Origin of the sequence: Cedecea neteri, from assembly GCF_000758305.1 — a bacterium.
GTDB classification, from domain to species: Bacteria; Pseudomonadota; Gammaproteobacteria; order Enterobacterales; family Enterobacteriaceae; genus Cedecea; species Cedecea neteri_C.
Genome location: NZ_CP009458.1, coordinates 1913233 through 1930997, shown reverse-complemented (window position 1 = coordinate 1930997; position 17765 = coordinate 1913233). Strand labels below are relative to the sequence as shown.

General features: G+C 54.9%; 16 protein-coding genes. 8 read left to right on the top strand and 8 right to left on the bottom strand.

All coding sequences use genetic code 11. The annotated features are described in order from the left end of the window. Positions 1-38: 38 nt before the first annotated feature. From pcnB to panD, 5 genes are all read left to right on the top strand, one after another. Positions 39-1439 carry a polynucleotide adenylyltransferase PcnB gene (gene pcnB / locus LH23_RS09025; RefSeq protein WP_217808987.1) on the top strand — a complete coding sequence of 467 codons (1401 nt, stop codon included), beginning with the start codon at positions 39-41 and terminating at the stop codon, positions 1437-1439. Then, positions 1436-1915, top strand: a complete 480-nt coding sequence (folK, locus tag LH23_RS09020; protein WP_008461854.1) for a 2-amino-4-hydroxy-6-hydroxymethyldihydropteridine diphosphokinase — start codon at positions 1436-1438, stop codon at positions 1913-1915. Before pcnB ends, folK begins: the two co-directional genes overlap by 4 nt. A 44-nt stretch (positions 1916-1959) precedes the next feature. Beyond that, a complete protein-coding gene (panB, locus tag LH23_RS09015) occupies positions 1960-2754 on the top strand; it encodes a 3-methyl-2-oxobutanoate hydroxymethyltransferase (protein WP_039290361.1) in 795 nt (264 codons plus the stop codon). Between the two features lie 13 nt (positions 2755-2767). Continuing rightward, positions 2768-3622, top strand: coding sequence for a pantoate--beta-alanine ligase (gene panC / locus LH23_RS09010; RefSeq protein ID WP_039290358.1), 855 nt, complete (start codon positions 2768-2770; stop codon positions 3620-3622). Between the two features lie 92 nt (positions 3623-3714). Continuing rightward, positions 3715-4095: an aspartate 1-decarboxylase gene (gene panD / locus LH23_RS09005; RefSeq protein ID WP_008461846.1), complete on the top strand. Its 381-nt coding sequence runs from the start codon at positions 3715-3717 to the stop codon at positions 4093-4095. Positions 4096-4136: 41 nt separating this feature from the next. Here panD and LH23_RS09000 read toward each other — a convergent pair whose 3' ends face one another. The 4 genes from LH23_RS09000 to LH23_RS08985 all read right to left on the bottom strand — a co-directional run bounded on the left by LH23_RS09000 (position 4137) and on the right by LH23_RS08985 (position 7721). Continuing rightward, a complete protein-coding gene (locus LH23_RS09000) occupies positions 4137-5387 on the bottom strand; it encodes a polysaccharide deacetylase family protein (RefSeq protein ID WP_039290356.1) in 1251 nt (416 codons plus the stop codon). Between the two features lie 93 nt (positions 5388-5480). Beyond that, positions 5481-5912: a PTS sugar transporter subunit IIA gene (locus tag LH23_RS08995; protein ID WP_039290353.1), complete on the bottom strand. Its 432-nt coding sequence runs from the start codon at positions 5910-5912 to the stop codon at positions 5481-5483. 115 nt (positions 5913-6027) lie between these two features. After that, positions 6028-6798: an ABC transporter permease gene (locus LH23_RS08990; RefSeq protein WP_039290350.1), complete on the bottom strand. Its 771-nt coding sequence runs from the start codon at positions 6796-6798 to the stop codon at positions 6028-6030. Continuing rightward, a complete protein-coding gene (locus LH23_RS08985) occupies positions 6795-7721 on the bottom strand; it encodes an ABC transporter ATP-binding protein (RefSeq protein ID WP_008461839.1) in 927 nt (308 codons plus the stop codon). Before LH23_RS08985 ends, LH23_RS08990 begins: the two co-directional genes overlap by 4 nt. Positions 7722-7818: 97 nt before the next feature. Here LH23_RS08985 and can point away from each other — a divergent pair, with 97 nt between their 5' ends. Next, positions 7819-8499, top strand: coding sequence for a carbonate dehydratase (can, locus tag LH23_RS08980; protein ID WP_008461838.1), 681 nt, complete (start codon positions 7819-7821; stop codon positions 8497-8499). Positions 8500-8562: 63 nt separating this feature from the next. On the opposite strand, the gene hpt is transcribed toward can, so the two are convergent. Beyond that, the gene (gene hpt, locus LH23_RS08975; protein WP_008461837.1) at positions 8563-9099 is read right to left on the bottom strand and encodes a hypoxanthine phosphoribosyltransferase; all 537 of its coding nucleotides are present in this window, start codon (positions 9097-9099) and stop codon (positions 8563-8565) included. A gap of 181 nt (positions 9100-9280) precedes the next feature. Here hpt and LH23_RS08970 point away from each other — a divergent pair, with 181 nt between their 5' ends. Next, positions 9281-11686, top strand: coding sequence for a glucose/quinate/shikimate family membrane-bound PQQ-dependent dehydrogenase (locus tag LH23_RS08970; protein WP_052050157.1), 2406 nt, complete (start codon positions 9281-9283; stop codon positions 11684-11686). A 36-nt stretch (positions 11687-11722) separates the two neighbouring features. Here the strand turns inward: LH23_RS08970 and cueO are convergent, their stop codons facing one another. Beyond that, on the bottom strand, positions 11723-13315 hold the full coding sequence (gene cueO, locus LH23_RS08965; protein WP_039290345.1) for a multicopper oxidase CueO: 1593 nt from the start codon (positions 13313-13315) through the stop codon (positions 11723-11725). A gap of 144 nt (positions 13316-13459) precedes the next feature. Here cueO and LH23_RS08960 point away from each other — a divergent pair, with 144 nt between their 5' ends. Continuing rightward, entirely contained in the window at positions 13460-13807 is a 348-nt protein-coding gene (locus LH23_RS08960) for a YacC family pilotin-like protein (RefSeq protein ID WP_008461833.1), read from the top strand. 87 nt (positions 13808-13894) lie between these two features. Here LH23_RS08960 and yacL read toward each other — a convergent pair whose 3' ends face one another. Both yacL and acnB read right to left on the bottom strand, forming a co-directional pair. After that, positions 13895-14257, bottom strand: coding sequence for a protein YacL (gene yacL, locus LH23_RS08955; RefSeq protein WP_039290342.1), 363 nt, complete (start codon positions 14255-14257; stop codon positions 13895-13897). Between the two features lie 214 nt (positions 14258-14471). Further along, on the bottom strand, positions 14472-17069 hold the full coding sequence (acnB, locus tag LH23_RS08950; RefSeq protein ID WP_156108017.1) for a bifunctional aconitate hydratase 2/2-methylisocitrate dehydratase: 2598 nt from the start codon (positions 17067-17069) through the stop codon (positions 14472-14474). Between the last annotated feature and the right edge of the window lie 696 nt (positions 17070-17765).

Genomic DNA, 17765 nt, shown 5'->3' with positions numbered 1-17765 from the left:
TTTTTTTGTCCCTATGATTGACACTGCCGAGGTGGACTATTTTTACCCGAGTCGCTAATTTTTGCCGCAAGGTGCTTAACCGCGATGACGTCGTGGTCGAGGAGACCGAAACTCTCCCGCACATTACTGTTATCCCGCGTGACCAGCACGCTATTTCCCGCAAAGATATCAGTGAAAATGCCCTCAAGGTGCTCTACCGTTTAAACAAAGCAGGCTACGAGGCCTACCTCGTCGGCGGCGGCGTCCGCGACCTACTGCTGGGCAAAAAACCGAAAGATTTCGACGTCACCACCAGCGCGACGCCGGAACAAGTTCGCAAACTGTTCCGTAACTGCCGCCTGGTTGGCCGCCGTTTCCGCCTGGCTCACGTCATGTTCGGGCCTGAAATCATCGAAGTGGCCACCTTCCGCGGCCATCATGAAGAGCAGCAGTCTGCCGACCGTCAGACCTCGCAGCGTGGCCAGAACGGCATGCTGCTGCGTGATAACATCTTTGGTTCTATCGAAGAAGATGCCCAGCGTCGTGACTTCACTATCAACAGTCTTTATTACAGCGTGGCCGATTTCTCCGTGCGGGATTACGTCGGCGGCCTGAACGATCTGAACAAAGGCATTATTCGCCTGATTGGCGACCCGGAAACGCGCTACCGCGAAGATCCGGTGCGAATGCTGCGCGCCGTGCGCTTTGCCGCCAAGCTGGATATGACCATCAGCCCGGAAACTGGCGAACCGATTCCTCGCCTCGCCACGCTGCTTAACGATGTGCCCCCGGCACGTCTATTCGAAGAGTCGCTCAAGCTTCTGCAGGCAGGGTACGGATTTGAAACCTACCAGCTGCTGCGTGAATATCAGCTCTTCCAGCCGCTGTTCCCTATCATCACCCGCTACTTCACCGAGCAGGGCGACAGCCCAATGGAGCGCATTATTGCGCTGGTGCTGAAGAACACCGATACCCGCATTCACAACGATATGCGCGTGAACCCGGCGTTCCTGTTTGCGGCAATGTTCTGGTATCCACAGTTGGAAATGGCGCAAAAAATCGCCCAGGAAAGTGGCCTCGCTTACTACGACGCCTTTGCATTGGCGATGAATGAAGTGCTGGATGAAGCCTGCCGCGCGCTGGCGATTCCGAAACGCATTACTACGCTGGTGCGCGACATTTGGGGCCTGCAGCTTCGCCTCTCGCGCCGCCAGGGTAAACGCGCCTGGAAGCTGATGGAGCATCCTAAGTTCCGGGCGTCTTACGACCTGCTGGCGCTCCGCGCGGAAGTCGAAAACAACCAGGAACTGCTGCGTCTGACCAAATGGTGGGGCGAGTTCCAGGTAGCTGCGCCGCCAATGCAAAAAGATATGCTGAACGACCTTGGCGATGAGCCTGCCGCACGCCGCCGCACGCGTCGCCCGCGCAAACGCGCGCCACGCCGTGAAGGTAATTCATGACCCTCGCGTATATCGCGCTGGGCAGTAACCAGGCGTCGCCGCTGGAGCAGGTATCATCTGCCCTTGACGCCCTGGCCGCCATTCCACAAAGCCGAATGGTGGCCACTTCCTCGTTTTACCGCACTCCCCCGCTTGGCCCGCAGGATCAGCCAGATTATCTGAATGCTGCCGTGGTGCTGGACACCGACCTGTCTGCCGAAGCTCTTCTGGATCATACTCAACGTATTGAACTGGAGCATGGCCGCGTGCGCAAAGCCGAGCGCTGGGGGCCGCGGACGTTAGATCTCGATCTTATGCTGTTTGGCGATGAGGTGATGCACACCGAACGCCTGACCGTGCCTCATTACGACATGAAGAACCGCGCGTTTATGCTGGTTCCTCTACTGGAAATAGCACCAGAATGCCGCTTTCCCGACGGGCAGTCTGTTGCCGCGATACTGGCTAGCCTCTCCCAGGAGGGCATTACTCGCTGGTAAACAGCGCGCCCGTATCCTGTTCTAACCTTTCTCCGGGGATGATGATGAAACCCACTACCACCTCCACCCTGCGTAAGCTCAAGCAGGACAACAAGAAATTCGCCACCCTTACCGCCTATGACTTTAGCTTCGCTAAGCTGTTTGCAGACGAAGGCGTCGGCGTTTTGCTGGTTGGCGATTCGCTGGGCATGACGGTGCAGGGCCACGACTCTACGCTGCCGGTCACGGTGGCAGACATTGCCTACCACACTCGCGCTGTTCGCCGCGGCGCACCAAACTGCCTGCTGCTGGCCGACCTACCGTTTATGGCCTACGCCACGCCGGAGCAGGCATTTGCCAACTCCGCAGAGGTGATGCGCGCCGGGGCTAACATGGTGAAAATCGAAGGCGGGCGCTGGCTGGCTGATACGGTGAAAATGCTGACGGAGCGCGCCGTTCCAGTTTGTGGGCATTTGGGGTTAACGCCGCAGTCGGTCAATATTTTTGGCGGCTACAAAGTTCAGGGCCGTGACGAGCAGGCCGCGCAAACGCTGCTGGACGATGCTTTAGCGCTCGAGGCCGCAGGTGCCCAACTACTGGTGCTGGAATGTGTTCCCGTTGAGCTGGCTAAGCGCGTAACCGAAGCGCTTTCTATCCCGGTGATTGGCATCGGCGCGGGCAATGTCACGGACGGGCAAATTCTGGTCATGCATGATGCCTTCGGGATAACCGGCGGCCACATTCCTAAGTTTGCGAAGAATTTCCTTGCTGAGACCGGCGATATTCGCGCCGCGGTGCGCCAGTACATTAGTGAAGTCGAATCCGGCAGTTACCCGGGCAACGAACACAGTTTTTACTGACAGGAGATAGGTTGTGCTGATTATCGAAACGTTACCGCTGCTGCGTCAGCAGATTCGCCGCTGGCGCCAGGAAGGCAAGCGCATTGCTCTGGTGCCGACCATGGGCAACCTGCACGATGGGCACATGACGCTGGTGGAAGAAGCCAAAGCCGTTGCTGATGTGGTCGTGGTCAGTATTTTCGTTAACCCGATGCAGTTTGACAGGCCGGATGACTTAGCCCGCTACCCGCGCACTCTGCAGGAAGATTGCGAAAAGTTGAATCGCCGCAAGGTGGATATGGTCTTTGCCCCGGCGCCGGTTGACGTTTACCCTCAGGGTCTCGACACGCAAACCTTTGTGGACGTGCCAGGCATCTCCACCATGCTGGAAGGCGCCAGCCGCCCAGGGCATTTCCGTGGCGTATCCACCATCGTCAGCAAGCTGTTCAACCTCGTGCAGCCCGACGTCGCCTGTTTTGGCCAGAAGGATTATCAGCAGCTAGCGCTGATCCGCAAAATGGTCGCCGATATGGGTTACGACATTGAGATTATTGGCGTGCCGACCGTGCGCGCTAAAGACGGCCTGGCGCTCAGCTCACGTAATGGTTACCTGACGGCGGATCAGCGTAAAATCGCCCCGGGATTAAGCAAGGTAATGAACGGCCTGGCGGAAAAACTGCGTAGCGGCGATCGTGATACCGAAGAGATGCTGATTCTCGCAGCGACCGAGTTAAACGAAAAAGGTTTCCGTTCTGATGACCTGCAAATCCGCGATGCGGACACTTTGTTGGAGCTGTCAGCGGAAAGCAAACGTGCGGTGATCCTGATGGCAGCCTGGCTCGGTCAGGCCCGACTGATTGATAACGTCACCGTCGATCTGGCGCAGTAGACAGCCCAAATAAAAAGGGCAATACTGCCTCGAATATCCACGGCGCGGGTGATATCCGCGCTTTTTAAGCCCAGTAACAAAGGTTCAAGTTTATGATTCGCACCATGCTGCAAGGCAAGTTACACCGCGTCAAAGTGACTCAGGCGGACTTGCATTACGAAGGCTCCTGCGCCATCGATCAGGACTTCCTTGAGGCGGCAGGCATTCTGGAATATGAAGCCATCGATATCTACAACGTCACCAACGGGAAGCGTTTTTCTACCTACGCTATCGCCGGTGAACGCGGCTCTAAAATCATCTCCGTTAACGGCGCGGCGGCACACTGCGCCGACGTCGGCGACATCCTGATTATCGCCAGCTACGTCACTATGCCAGATGAGCAAGCTCGCAGCTGGCAGCCAAAAGTGGCCTACTTTGACGGTGAGAATGAGATGAAACGTCTCGCAAAAGCCGTGCCGGTTCAGGTCGCGTAACAACCGCCCCTCTCCCCACTCGGGAGAGGGAATTGGTTAGCTTACGACTCAGGCTGATTAGTAATTGTCCTCGACATCGTCTCCAGCGAATCCGTCCTCATAATATAAAGCCGCTTCAGCAGGAACGGATTATCTCCCGGTTTCACCTTCCCACGCACCGTGGTTACCGCCATATGGAACCCTGCGTCGTTCGCCGCTTTCACCGCAACATCGTTATAGCCGCCAAACGGATAAGACAGGTAAAGCACGTGCGGATTAAACTGCGACAGCGCGCGGCGCGAGTGCTCAAAATCAAACAGGATATTGTGGTAGCTGCGGCTCAGAAGAATCGGGCGGCGGTAGTTATCCACGCGATGCAAAAAATGCGTGTGTGACTGAATATCGAACACGCTCTGAATCGCCTCCAGCTCAGAAATACTCATAAACTGCAGAGACTTTGGATTCCACGGCTGTGGATGGCGCTTAATGCGCGACGAGATAATGTAAGCCGTCGCTTTAAAGCCGTACTGTTTCAGAATCGGGAACGCGTAGCGATAGACTGATTTCAACCCGTCATCGAAGGTAATTACCACCGAGCGAGCCGGGAGGTTCATACGGTTACGCACGTAGCCTTCCAGCTGATACATCGTCAGCGTGGTGTAGCCCATATCACGCAGCCAGGTCATCTGGTTGCTGAACGCCACCACCGAGGTTGTCGTCGACGTATGGCGGAAACGCGTATTTTCCTCATCACGCAGAATATGGTGATAGGTCAGAACCGGAATGCCGTTATCCGGCTGCGCGTCCAGACTGCTGATGTAGCCCAGGCGGTTGCCGATGCGGATTTGGTACCAGGTCTGGTTCAGGCGATCTTTGAGTTTGCCGATGATTGGGTAACGCAGGTTATCTGCCAGCGTGCCGAACACCGCTGAAGACGTTGCCGGCTCGCTATAAATAGCCACGTCGCGGAAGGTGATCAAGTTTTGGTTACTCAACGGATTGTTGAGATCGCCCAGCCGGTCTTCCACTCGCTGCTTGCCTTTTACCGGGCCAAGATGCGCCTTGTCGATAAACCCGGTACCGAAGCCGAAATTAAACTCGTAGTAGTCTGCGGGCGTCGGCACCACCGCCAGGATTTGCCCCTGGCCGATACGGCCTACGGAAATCACATTATCACCAACCTGCGCCCAAATATCGGCATCTTCGGTGGTTTGCATATATTGGGCGGGGGTGTCATGGCTACTGAGCAGGCTTGCCTGGGCAGTTCCGATGCTGATGACCAGCATGACGCAATAAACAAGGCGAGTTAACATGGCGAATTAATCAGTTTTTTGTCGGAAAGACAGAAGGAAGTCATTAGTTTAGCAAAAGACGGGTGAATACCAACCCCGAACAAATAGATACCCTTAATATTTGTGTAGCAATACAAACGGCGGGTTCTTTTGCTGCTGATGCCACAGGCTGGTCACCGCATCCCCGCCCTGCTCCACAATAAGCAGCCGAAAAGCTTCGCTGGAGATATTTTCCCGCTGTTCACGCATAGCTAGAAGCAACGGCAGCGTTACCCCGGCGATCACTTCGCAATGCTCATGCTTGTGGTTCATTAATGCCGCCGCACGATAAGGTTCCGCCCCGCTGATATCGGTCAGAAAGATCACGCCATCGCCCGAGTCACAGTGGTGAAGGGCATCACACATCATCCGGCTTAGCATATTGGTGCTTAACCCGCGCCAGAAATTCACCGCGCAGCACTGAGGCTGTGGACCAAAGCGCTGTTCGAGAGCATCCAGTATCTTTTGTGCGTAGTCGTCGTGTCCGGCAATGACCCAGCCAAGCATAAAATCTCTCCTGTTTACGGAGCGACAGTGTGCCAGAACGCTGAATAAGTAGCCTGATGCGTATCAATTTGGCGTAAAAAAATCCCCCTAAAAAGGGGGATTTAATCAGAAACGATTAGGTTCGGAGTCCACGGCCGCGCTGGATGAGATACCAGCACAGCAGGTAAAACACGGCAATAAAGATTACTAGTACGCCGACGGTAGTTACCAATGGCACATCGGTAATACCCAGGAAACCAAAACGGAAGCCGCTAATCATGTAGACGATCGGGTTCAGGTGCGAGAGCGCCTGCCAGAACGGCGGCAGCAGGGTCAGGGAATAAAACACCCCGCCGAGATAGGTCAGCGGCGTCAGCACAAAGGTCGGGATCAGGCTGATATCATCGAACGTTTTGGCAAAGACGGCGTTCAGCAGACCGGCCAGCGAGAACAGAATAGCCGTCAGTACCAGCGTCAGCGCCACGAACAGCCAGGAATGCACCTGGAACGGGACGAAGAACAGCGACACCGCCGTGACCAGAATGCCCACGCACAGACCACGCGCGACGCCGCCGCCAACATAGCCTGCGATGATCACATGCGTAGGTACCGGCGCCACCAGCAGCTCTTCAATGTTACGCTGGAACTTCGCGCTGAAGAATGAGGAAGCGACGTTGGCATAGGCATTGGTGATCACCGCCATCATGATCAGGCCCGGCACGATGAACTGCATGTAGGTGAAGCCATGCATTTCGCCGATACGCGAGCCAATCAGGTTACCGAAGATAATGAAATACAGGGTCATGGTGATGACCGGCGGAACCAGCGTCTGGATCCAGATACGGGCGAAGCGGTGAACCTCTTTGGTCCAGATGCTTTTCAGCGCCACCCAGTACAGCTGCATCATGCCTGATCCCCTTGTTTACCGTTTACCAACGTCACGAACAACTCTTCGAGACGGTTAGCTTTGTTACGCATACTCTGCACCTGAATTCCCTGCGCGCTTAGCTGGCTAAACACGCTGTTAATCCCCTGCTCACGCAGAACTTCAACTTCTAGTGTGGAGGTATCCACCAGCCGATACTGATAGCCATCCAGCTTAGGTAGTGGGCTCTTCGGTGCCAGATCCAGGATGAAGGTTTCTGATTTCAGCTTGGAAAGCAGCGATTTCATCGACGTGTTCTCTACCAATTCACCGCGCTGGATAATACCGATGTTGCGGCACAGCATTTCGGCTTCTTCCAGATAGTGGGTAGTCAGAATAATAGTAGTGCCCTTGTCGTTGAGATCTTTCAGGAAGCCCCACATAGAACGGCGCAGTTCAATGTCTACGCCAGCGGTTGGTTCATCCAGAATCAGCAACTTAGGTTCATGCATCAACGCACGGGCAATCATCAGGCGGCGCTTCATCCCCCCGGATAACATACGCGCACGTTCGTTGCGTTTTTCCCACAGATCGAGCTGTTTTAAATACTTTTCGCTCCGGGCTATCGCTTCACTACGCTCAACGCCGTAGTAGCCCGCCTGATGCACGACGATCTGCTGCACCGTCTCAAACGGGTTGAAGTTGAATTCCTGGGGAACCAGGCCAAGCTGGCGTTTAGCGTTGACCACGTCTTTTTGCAGATCGTAGCCAAACACCCGCACGCGGCCGGAGGTTTTATTCACCAACGAGCTGATGATACCGATGGTGGTGGATTTTCCCGCACCGTTAGGGCCGAGCAGCGCATAGAAGTCGCCCGCCTCAACACGAAGATCTATCCCGCGCAGCGCCTGAACGCCGCCGGGATAGGTTTTCGTTAACTGTTCCAGTTCCAATGCAATTGTCATGGGTATTCGCTTACCTTATTCGGTACTTGTTTATAAATTTGTTGAGTTACCCTATATTACCCCATCGCACTTCTCGGGTGACAGGCGTTAACCTCACATGAAAGACATTGATTCCCTTATCAGCAATAATGAACTTTGGTCAAAAATGCTGGTTGAGGAAGACCCCGGTTTCTTCGAAAGACTTGCCCAGGCACAAAAACCCCGCTTTCTCTGGATTGGCTGCTCCGACAGCCGTGTTCCCGCCGAACGCCTTACCGGTCTGGAGCCAGGCGAACTCTTTGTTCACCGTAACGTGGCGAACCTGGTTGTTCATACCGATCTGAATTGCCTTTCCGTTGTGCAGTACGCCGTAGACGTCCTTGAAGTTGAGCACATTATTATCTGCGGTCACTATGGCTGCGGCGGCGTTCAGGCTGCGGTCGAAAACCCGGAGCTGGGCTTAATTAACAACTGGCTGCTGCATATTCGCGACCTGTGGTTCAAGCATAGTTCGCTCTTAGGGGAACTGGCACCGGAACAGCGGATGGATACGCTCTGTGAACTGAACGTCATGGAGCAGGTGTACAACATCGGCCATTCCACCATCATGCAGTCTGCCTGGAAACGCGGCCAGAAAGTCACGGTTCACGGCTGGGTTTACGGTATTCACGACGGGCGCCTGCGCGACCTTGAGGTAACGGCCACCAGCCGCGAGTCACTCGAGCAAGGTTACCGCAGCGGCATAGCCAACCTGAAGAATACTCACCATAGCCACCGGAATCGCGCAGCTTCGCAGTAATTCCGTGAAAAGTGGATAGCAAAAAGGGCCTTTTAAGGCCCTTTTTTCGTTACCCGACGTAGATTACTCGTCGAGCATCACAACTTTGCCAACGAACGGCAGGTGGCGATAACGCTGGGCATAGTCGATGCCGTAACCAACGACGAATTCGTCCGGAATAGAGAAGCCAACGTATTCAACGTTGACGTTCACTTCGCGGCGGGTCGGTTTATCCAGCAGTGTACAAATGGCCAGAGATTTTGGTTCGCGCAGGCTCAGGATCTCACGCACTTTGCTCAGGGTGTTGCCGGAGTCGATGATATCTTCCACGATCAGCACATCTTTCCCGCGGATGTCTTCGTCCAGATCTTTCAGGATCTTCACATCACGAGTGGTGGACATGCCGCTACCGTAGCTTGATGCGGTCATAAAATCGACTTCATGGGAAACCTGAACTTCACGGCACAGATCCGCCATAAACATAAATGAACCACGCAGCAGACCCACCAGCACCATATCACTGCCGCTGTCGCGATAGTGTTCGGTGATTTGACGACCCAACTCAGCGACACGGGCTTTGATCTCCGCTTCCGGGATCATCACTTCAACAGTATGTTTCATATCTCTAACCATATGATTTAAAAACAAATAATTTAATGCTGGTTCACCTGCAGCCAACACAAAATATTGAGGCGTGGAGTATACCAGCAAATCGCCTTCACATCCCCACTTCAAAAAAAAGCCATAAATGTGACAACCATCACACTTGTTAATAACTATAATTAAATGCTATCAAACCTTTATGAGTGTGATAATTGTGAAAATAAATAAAACCGGATCGCAACTATTTGTGACCCTCTCAGCCCTCTTCGCTGTAATTTGCGGGCTCTATTTACTCTTTGGCGGGATATGGTTAGTGGCTATCGGCGGGTCGTGGTACTACCCGATCGCCGGCCTGGTGATGCTCGGCGTCGCCTGGCTGCTGTGGAAGAGCAAAGCTTCTGCGCTTTGGCTCTACGCGGCACTGCTGCTGTGTACGATGGCCTGGGGCGTCTGGGAGGTCGGCTTCGACTTCTGGGCGCTGACGCCACGCTGCGACGTGCTTGTCTTCTTTGGCGTCTGGCTTCTGTTGCCGTTTGTGTATCGCCGCCTGGCGATCCCTGCAAGCGGCGCGGCGGCATCGCTGGTGGTTTCCCTGCTGATTACCGCCGTCGTGCTGGTCTGGGCGGGCTTTAACGACCCTCAGGAGATCAACGGTACGCTGAATCTGGATAATGCCGCAGCTACCGCAGACTCTGCCATTCCAGATGCCGACTGGCCAGCTTATGGCCGCAATCAGGAAGGGCAGCGTTTCTCTCCGCTCAAGCAGATCACCACGCAAAACGTGGGTCAGTTGAAGGAAGCATGGCGCTTCCAGACTGGGGACGTTAAGCGTGCTACCGACCCGGGTGAAATCACCAACGAAGTCACCCCGATCAAAATCCGCGACATGCTTTACCTGTGCACCGCGCACCAGCAGCTGTTCGCGCTGGATGCCTCTACCGGGAAAGAAAAGTGGAAGTTTGACCCTCAGTTAAATACCGACCCTTCATTCCAGCATGTGACCTGCCGTGGCGTTTCTTACCACGAAGCCACCGCGGATAACGCCTCTCCGGATGTTGTGGCCGACTGCCCTCGCCGCATCATTCTGCCGGTGAACGATGGCCGCCTGTTCGCGCTTAACGCCGATACCGGCAAGCTGTGTGAGAGCTTTGCGAACAAAGGTATTCTGAACCTGCAGACCAACCAGCCGGTGACCACGCCGGGCATGTATGAGCCGACCTCACCGCCTATCGTCACCGATAAGGTGATTGTGATTGCCGGCGCAGTGACCGACAACTTCTCTACCCGTGAGCCTTCCGGCGTGATCCGTGGTTTTGACGTTAATACCGGTAAACTACTGTGGGCGTTTGACCCTGGCGCGAAAGATCCAAACGCTATTCCGGATGATGAGCATCATTACACGCTGAACTCGCCGAACTCGTGGGCTCCAGCGGCCTATGACGCAAAACTGGACCTGGTTTACCTGCCGATGGGCGTGACCACGCCAGACATTTGGGGCGGCAACCGCACGCCAGAGCAGGAACGCTACGCCAGCAGCATCGTGGCGTTGAATGCCACCACCGGTAAGCTGGCCTGGTCCTATCAGACCGTCCACCACGATCTGTGGGATATGGACATGCCTGCCCAGCCAACGCTGGCGGATATCACCGACAAAAACGGCAACAAGGTACCGGTTGTCTACGCCCCGGCGAAAACCGGCAACATCTTTGTGCTGGACCGTCGCGACGGTAAATTAGTGGTACCAGCCCCGGAGCAGCCTGTGCCGCAAGGTGCCGCCAAAGGCGACCATGTTTCCCCTACCCAGCCATTCTCCGAGTTGACCTTCCGGCCGAAGAAAGATCTGAGCGGGGCGGATATGTGGGGCGCGACCATGTTCGATCAGTTGGTCTGCCGCGTGATGTTCCACAGCATGCGCTATGAAGGCATCTTTACCCCGCCTTCCGAAAAAGGGACGCTGGTGTTCCCGGGCAACCTGGGCATGTTCGAGTGGGGCGGGATCTCCGTTGACCCGAATAACCAGGTCGCAATGACCAACCCGATGGCGCTGCCGTTCGTGTCCAAATTGATTCCACGCGGGCCTGGTAACCCAATGGAGCCACCAAAAGACGCGAAAGGTTCAGGCACAGAATCCGGCGTTCAGCCGCAGTACGGCGTGCCGTATGGCGTTACGCTCAACCCGTTCCTGTCGCCGCTCGGTTTGCCGTGTAAACAGCCAGCCTGGGGCTACATCTCCGGCGTTGATCTGAAAACCAACGAAATCGTGTGGAAGAAACGTATTGGTACCGTGGAAGACAGCATGCCGTTCCCAACCGGTATTCCAATGAAATTCCGCATGGGGATGCCAATGCTGGGCGGCCCAATCTCCACCGCAGGTAACGTAATGTTTATTGGTGCCACCGCGGATAACTACCTGCGCGCGTTTGATATGCGTGACGGGAAACAGCTGTGGGAAGCGCGTCTGCCAGCCGGTGGACAGGCTACGCCGATGACGTATGAAGTTAACGGTAAGCAGTATGTGGTGATTTCCGCAGGTGGCCACGGTTCCTTCGGTACGAAGATGGGGGATTATATTGTGGCGTACGCTCTGCCGGACGACGCAAAATAAAACATTGCGGGTGGCTCAGGCCACCCGCTCTTTCTTTTATGCGACGGTAAAACCGAGCATCATCCCGGTATCTTCATGCTCCAGCAGATGGCAGTGCGCCATATAGGCCGCTTCCTTTGGTGCAGCATGATCGAACTTCACCAGCACTTCGCTGCGCGCACCTTCTACCTTCACCGTGTCTTTCCAGCCCTGGCGATGCGCCGCCACCGGTTTACCATTTTCGGACAGGATACGGAACTGGGTGCCGTGAATATGGAACGGGTGCAGCATCATGTCGCCTTCCCCGGATATCGTCCACTTCTCGTATTTCCCCTTTTGTGCAGCAAACGCCGGGGTCGCCATATCGAAAGCTTTCCCGTTAATTTTGTTGGCATTGTGGAAATCAAATCCGTGGCTCATGCCGCCGTGATTCATACTCCCCATGCTGCCGTGGTCCATGTTCTTCATGTTGCCATGGCCCATTGCGCCCATATCACCGTGGCCGTCCATCGACATGCCCGCCATGGCCTGCATGCCGTATTTGTCCATCAGTGCCTGCATGCCCATCATGTCGAGCATCGGATCCATCATCAGTTGCAGCCAGCGTTCGGTCACGCCTTCCAGCGAAGGGAGCGCGGGTACGTCAACAAGTTTATCCGGCAGCGTGCCGGAAGCCGCGATAATCAGCGGCTGGATGCGAACCACCGGGGCTGGCTTGTCAAAAGGCGCCACTGTCATGCCCATTTGCTTCACCGGCAGCGTGACGATATCAAATGGCTTGCCGTCACGGGTATCAACCAGCACCTCAAACCGTTCCCCCATCAGAATTTCCAGCTCTGTGACTTTGACTGGCTCTGCCAGCAATCCGCCGTCGCTGGCGATGACGTAAAGCGGGCGATTGTCGCTGGCAGCGATGTTCAATGAACGGGCATTACAGCCATTAAGCAAACGCAGGCGCAGCCAGCCGCGCGGATTGGTGTGTTGGGGATAAACGGCACCGTTACACAGCAGCGTGTCGCCAAACCAGCCTACGGCCGCACTCATGACGTCTAACTTGTAGTCAATCTCGCCGTCCTTACCGAAGCGCTTATCTTGAATAATCAGCGGAATATCATCGATGCCCCACTGCTTCGGCAGCATCAATTGAGCGCTTTCGTTGTCTTCAATCAGTACCAGACCACCAAGCCCCATGGCTACTTGATGCCCGGTTTTGCCATGCTGATGCGGGTGGAACCAACAGGTCGCCGCTCGCTGCTGCGGCGTAAAGGTGACGCTGCGTTTTGCTCCAGCGGCGATAACGCCCTGAGGGCCGCCATCAACTTCCCCGCCGACCTCAAGCCCATGCCAGTGCAACGTGGTCTCTTCTGCCAGGCTATTATGAATATCGACCGTGACCGCTTCCCCTTGCGTTAACTTTAACGCCGGGCCAAGCAAAGCGCCGTTATAGCCCCAGGTTGTGGCCGATTTCCCGGCAAAAACGCTCTTTCCTGCGTTTACGGTGAGGCGAATGCTATTTTTAGCATCCGGGGCAAGCAAAGGTGGGATAGGCAACGCCGGACGATCTGCCGCCAGCGCGGCACGGCTCCAGAGTGGCAGCGCGCTGAAAGCCCCCAGCGCCGCGGTATATTTTAAAAAATTACGGCGATGCATAGTCAGTTCCTTTAGTTGGCATACTTGTCGGCGAGCATAAACCTTTCCCTAACGGTAAGGTCAAGTTTTAAGCTCATAATAAATATCGTCGACGCCCATTTAACTGTGTTAACGTTTCGTATCTGAGAAAAAGTGGTAGACGTGATGAAGATGGGAGTTAGGGCGTTATTACTGGGCATTTTGCTGGCTTTTTCTACCAGCAGCCTGGCGCTGAGTGAGTCTGAAGCAGAAGATATGGCCGATCTGACTGCGGTATTTGTGTTCTTAAAAAATGATTGTGGCTACCAAAACCTCCCTAACGGCCAGATCCGACGCGCTCTGGTATTTTTTGCCCAACAAAATCAATGGGATCTCAGCAACTACGATAGCTGGAACATGAAAGCATTGGGTGAAGACAGCTACAAAGATTTGAGCGGTATTGCCATCCCCACGGCAACAAAATGCAAATCTCTGGCGCGCGATTCCTTAAGCCTGCTGGCCTACGTTAAGTAACGCTTTCCCCACCGAGGCTAAACTAATGACCGTGCAACCACGGTCATTGGCTGCAAACGACGTGGAGCACTAACGGCTCCAAGTAGATTAACGCTGCTGCAGAAATTCCCGGTAAGCGTGTACCACCTGCAGGAAGTCCTCTACGCCGCAAAAAGAAAGGCTTTCTTCGTCGTAGTAGCTCATCCCCTCTTCCATCTCATCCCCGGAGATTTCCAGCTGGTTAGCGCGGACGATCACCTCTTCCTCGTCCAGCCACAGGGTATATTCATGCCCGGCACGCTGCCACTGACGCTCGCTGCCTTTCACGGAAAGCACGGCCTGCTCGACTTCATCCAGAAGCGCCAGGTTCTCCTTTACTTCCTCATTAAACCAGTGGCCGACAACCTCGTGCCCCATTGACATACGCACCTTCACCACGCCGGTGATGTCACGCAGAAATTCATAGTCCATCGCTGTTTCCTCTACATCGCGGGGGAAATCCTCACCCACGCCTATAGGCTTAATTATCGCAGCAAAGTCAGGGGAAAACAGCGTGGCGAGTAGAAGGACAAGAAATAAAAAGGTGAGAGCGAGACCCTGCGATCTGATGCCCTCACCCCATCCCTCTCTCGCAGGAGAGGGTGCAAACACTAGAAAACCGTCTCTTCAGAGACGGTTTTGCTGTTTATACCGCGGTCTGGAAGATGACGCCGTCCGCTTTCTCGGTGTACTGAGACAGCTGGTCAAAGTTCAGGTAGCGGTAGGTATCTACAGCCGTTTTATCAACCTGAGTCATGAAGGTCTGATATTCGTCAGGGGTTGGCAGTTTACCCAACAGGGAAGCCACGGCCGCCAGCTCAGCAGACGCCAGGAAGACATTCGCGCCGGTTCCCAAACGGTTCGGGAAGTTACGGGTTGAAGTCGACACGACCGTCGCGCCATCAGCCACACGAGCCTGGTTACCCATGCACAGGGAGCAGCCTGGAATTTCGATACGAGCGCCGCTCTTACCGAACACGCTGTAATAGCCTTCTTCCGTCAGCTGAGCAGCGTCCATACGGGTTGGCGGTGCCACCCACAGGCGAGTTGGCAGCTGGCCTTTGTGGCTGTCCAGCAGTTTACCTGCCGCACGGAAATGACCAATGTTGGTCATGCAGGAACCGATAAACACTTCGTCGATCTTCTCCCCGGCCACGTCGGACAGTAGACGAGCATCATCCGGGTCGTTTGGCGCGCAGAGGATTGGCTCTTTGATATCGTTCAGATCGATGTCGATCACTGCCGCATATTCTGCGTCCGCGTCGGCTTCCATCAGCTGCGGATCTGCCAGCCATTTTTCCATGCCCTGAATACGGCGCTCAAGCGTACGACGGTCGCCGTAACCTTCGGCAATCATCCACTTCAGCAGCACGATGTTGGAATTCAGGTACTCTTCGATCGGTTCGCGATCCAGCTTAATGGTGCAACCTGCGGCCGAACGCTCTGCGGAAGCATCGGTCAGCTCAAACGCCTGCTCAACTTTCAGCGTCGGCAGGCCTTCGATTTCCAGGATACGGCCAGAGAAGATGTTTTTCTTACCCTTCTTCTCCACGGTCAGCAGGCCCTGTTTGATCGCGTACAGCGGGATCGCATGTACCAAATCACGCAGGGTAATACCCGGCTGCATTTCGCCTTTAAAGCGAACCAGCACGGACTCAGGCATATCCAGCGGCATAACGCCGGTCGCTGCGGCAAACGCCACCAGGCCGGAACCTGCCGGGAAGGAAATCCCGATAGGGAAACGGGTGTGGGAGTCACCGCCGGTGCCGACGGTATCCGGCAGCAGCATGCGGTTCAGCCATGAGTGAATAACGCCATCGCCCGGACGCAGAGAGACGCCGCCACGGTTCATGATGAAGTCAGGCAGCGTGTGGTGCGTTGTCACGTCCACCGGCTTCGGATAAGCCGCAGTGTGGCAGAAGGACTGCATGACCAGATCCGCAGAGAAACCAAGGCAAGCCAGGTCTTTCAGCTCATCACGGGTCATCGGCCCGGTGGTGTCCTGGGAACCTACGGAAGTCATCTTCGGCTCGCAGTAAGCGCCAGGGCGAATACCATCCACGCCACAGGCGCGGCCAACCATTTTCTGCGCCAGCGAGTAACCGCGGGTGCTGGCGGCAACGTCTTTCGCCTGAACGAATACGTCGCTATGCGGCAGGCTCAGCGCTTCGCGTGCTTTGGTCGTCAGGCCACGGCCGATGATCAACGGAATACGGCCACCGGCGCGGACTTCATCCAGCAGCACGTCTGTTTTCAATTCAAAGTTGGCGATCACCGCATTGGTTTCGTGGTTACGCACTTCGCCTTTGTACGGGTAAATGTCGATCACATCGCCCATATTCAGATCGTTAACGTCAACTTCGATCGGCAATGCACCAGCATCTTCCATGGTGTTGAAGAAGATTGGGGCGATTTTTCCGCCCAGCACAACGCCGCCGCCGCGCTTGTTCGGCACGTTCGGAATGTCATCGCCCATAAACCACAGCACGGAGTTGGTAGCTGATTTACGGGAAGAGCCGGTGCCCACAACATCGCCCACGTAGGCCAGCGGGAAACCTTTTTTCTGCAGCGCTTCGATCTGCTTGATCGGGCCGATCACGCCAGCTTGATCGGGCTCAATACCTTCGCGGGCGTTTTTCAGCATCGCCAGGGCGTGCAGAGGGATATCCGGGCGGGACCATGCGTCCGGCGCCGGAGACAGGTCATCGGTGTTAGTTTCACCGGTGACTTTAAAGACGGTAACGGTGATTTTCTCGGCCAGTTTAGGGCGAGACAGGAACCATTCGGCTTCGGACCAGGACTTCAGCACTTGCTGAGCGTAGGTGTTGCCCGCTTTGGCCTTCTCTTCTACGTCGTAGAAGTTATCAAACATCAGCAGCGTGTGGGACAGCGCTTGGGCGGCAATCGGTGCCAGCTTTTCGTTATCCAGCGCGTCAATCAGCGGATGAATGTTGTAGCCACCCTGCATGGTGCCCAGCAGTTCAACAGCTTTTTCAGGGGAAATCAGCGGGGATGTGGCATCGCCTTTGGCAATGGCAGCAAGGAAACCGGCTTTCACGTAGGCGGCTTCATCAACGCCCGGCGGTACACGGTTAGTAATCAGATCTAACAGGAATGCTTCTTCACCTGCTGGTGGGGTTTTCAGCAGCTCAACCAGTGCGGCCATTTGGGTGGCATCTAAGGGTTTTGGAACAATCCCTTCTGCGGCACGTTCAGCTACGTGCTTACGGTATTCTTCTAGCACGACGGTTCTCCTCGCTCTCATTGTCATTTGGCGCTACCGGATCTCTCTCTTCACGCTCCTGTGAGACAGCAGTTTGTAGGGTAAATGCCCGGTACCGCGTCGGGCAGCATAGCAGGATTTTCAGGGGGTGTTAATCTGTTTACAAAAAAGCAACATTAAAACTTTGCTGAATCGTTAAGGGGGAATAGATTACTTTTTGATATGACCATCAGACACAAAAAAACCGCCTTTCGGCGGTTAGTTTGCCCTGACAAAGTGGTAGCACACGATGAAAGGAAATGTTTTGTGGCAAGCCTCAAACGCTGTCTATTCTGCATCTGAAAATGACTCACGGCAAGATGAATTGTATTTTTTGCGTACAGCCTTATGAAAATTGATGTAACTCACTGCAAACTTAACATGTTGATTTGTAGAAGAGGTTATTTACCGTAACGTTACTCCTGGCCTGCTTCGCTGGCGTAGCAGCCAGTCGCCGGGCATGGGAGCAGCTCAACCGCTCTACGTGGCAAGCCTCAAACACTTGCCTGATTCTGCCTTTCCCGGTGAAGAAGGAATCGCCGTAGCCCAAAAGGGTATACACGCAATGGAAATGCGTTTGCTGTACGCGCTGCTTCTGTTGTTAGGTTCGCTGCTTTCGCTGAGCCAGGGTGGCTGGAATATTTCAGACATTACCGTTCAGTTCGTTTTGAACCTGGG

Bases quoted from the DNA above. Each gene is read 5' to 3' on its own strand.
- hpt (WP_008461837.1), bottom strand. From the start codon at position 9,099: ATGAAACATACTGTTGAAGTGATGATCCCGGAAGCGGAGATCAAAGCC.
- cueO (WP_039290345.1), bottom strand. From the start codon at position 13,315: ATGCATCGCCGTAATTTTTTAAAATATACCGCGGCGCTGGGGGCTTTC.
- LH23_RS08990 (WP_039290350.1), bottom strand. From the start codon at position 6,798: ATGATGCAGCTGTACTGGGTGGCGCTGAAAAGCATCTGGACCAAAGAG.
- can (WP_008461838.1), top strand. From the start codon at position 7,819: ATGAAAGACATTGATTCCCTTATCAGCAATAATGAACTTTGGTCAAAA.
- LH23_RS08960 (WP_008461833.1), top strand. From the start codon at position 13,460: ATGAAGATGGGAGTTAGGGCGTTATTACTGGGCATTTTGCTGGCTTTT.
- panD (WP_008461846.1), top strand. From the start codon at position 3,715: ATGATTCGCACCATGCTGCAAGGCAAGTTACACCGCGTCAAAGTGACT.
- LH23_RS08970 (WP_052050157.1), top strand. From the start codon at position 9,281: ATGAGTGTGATAATTGTGAAAATAAATAAAACCGGATCGCAACTATTT.
- LH23_RS09000 (WP_039290356.1), bottom strand. From the start codon at position 5,387: ATGTTAACTCGCCTTGTTTATTGCGTCATGCTGGTCATCAGCATCGGA.
- yacL (WP_039290342.1), bottom strand. From the start codon at position 14,257: ATGGACTATGAATTTCTGCGTGACATCACCGGCGTGGTGAAGGTGCGT.
- folK (WP_008461854.1), top strand. From the start codon at position 1,436: ATGACCCTCGCGTATATCGCGCTGGGCAGTAACCAGGCGTCGCCGCTG.
- LH23_RS08995 (WP_039290353.1), bottom strand. From the start codon at position 5,912: ATGCTTGGCTGGGTCATTGCCGGACACGACGACTACGCACAAAAGATA.
- LH23_RS08985 (WP_008461839.1), bottom strand. From the start codon at position 7,721: ATGACAATTGCATTGGAACTGGAACAGTTAACGAAAACCTATCCCGGC.
- panB (WP_039290361.1), top strand. From the start codon at position 1,960: ATGAAACCCACTACCACCTCCACCCTGCGTAAGCTCAAGCAGGACAAC.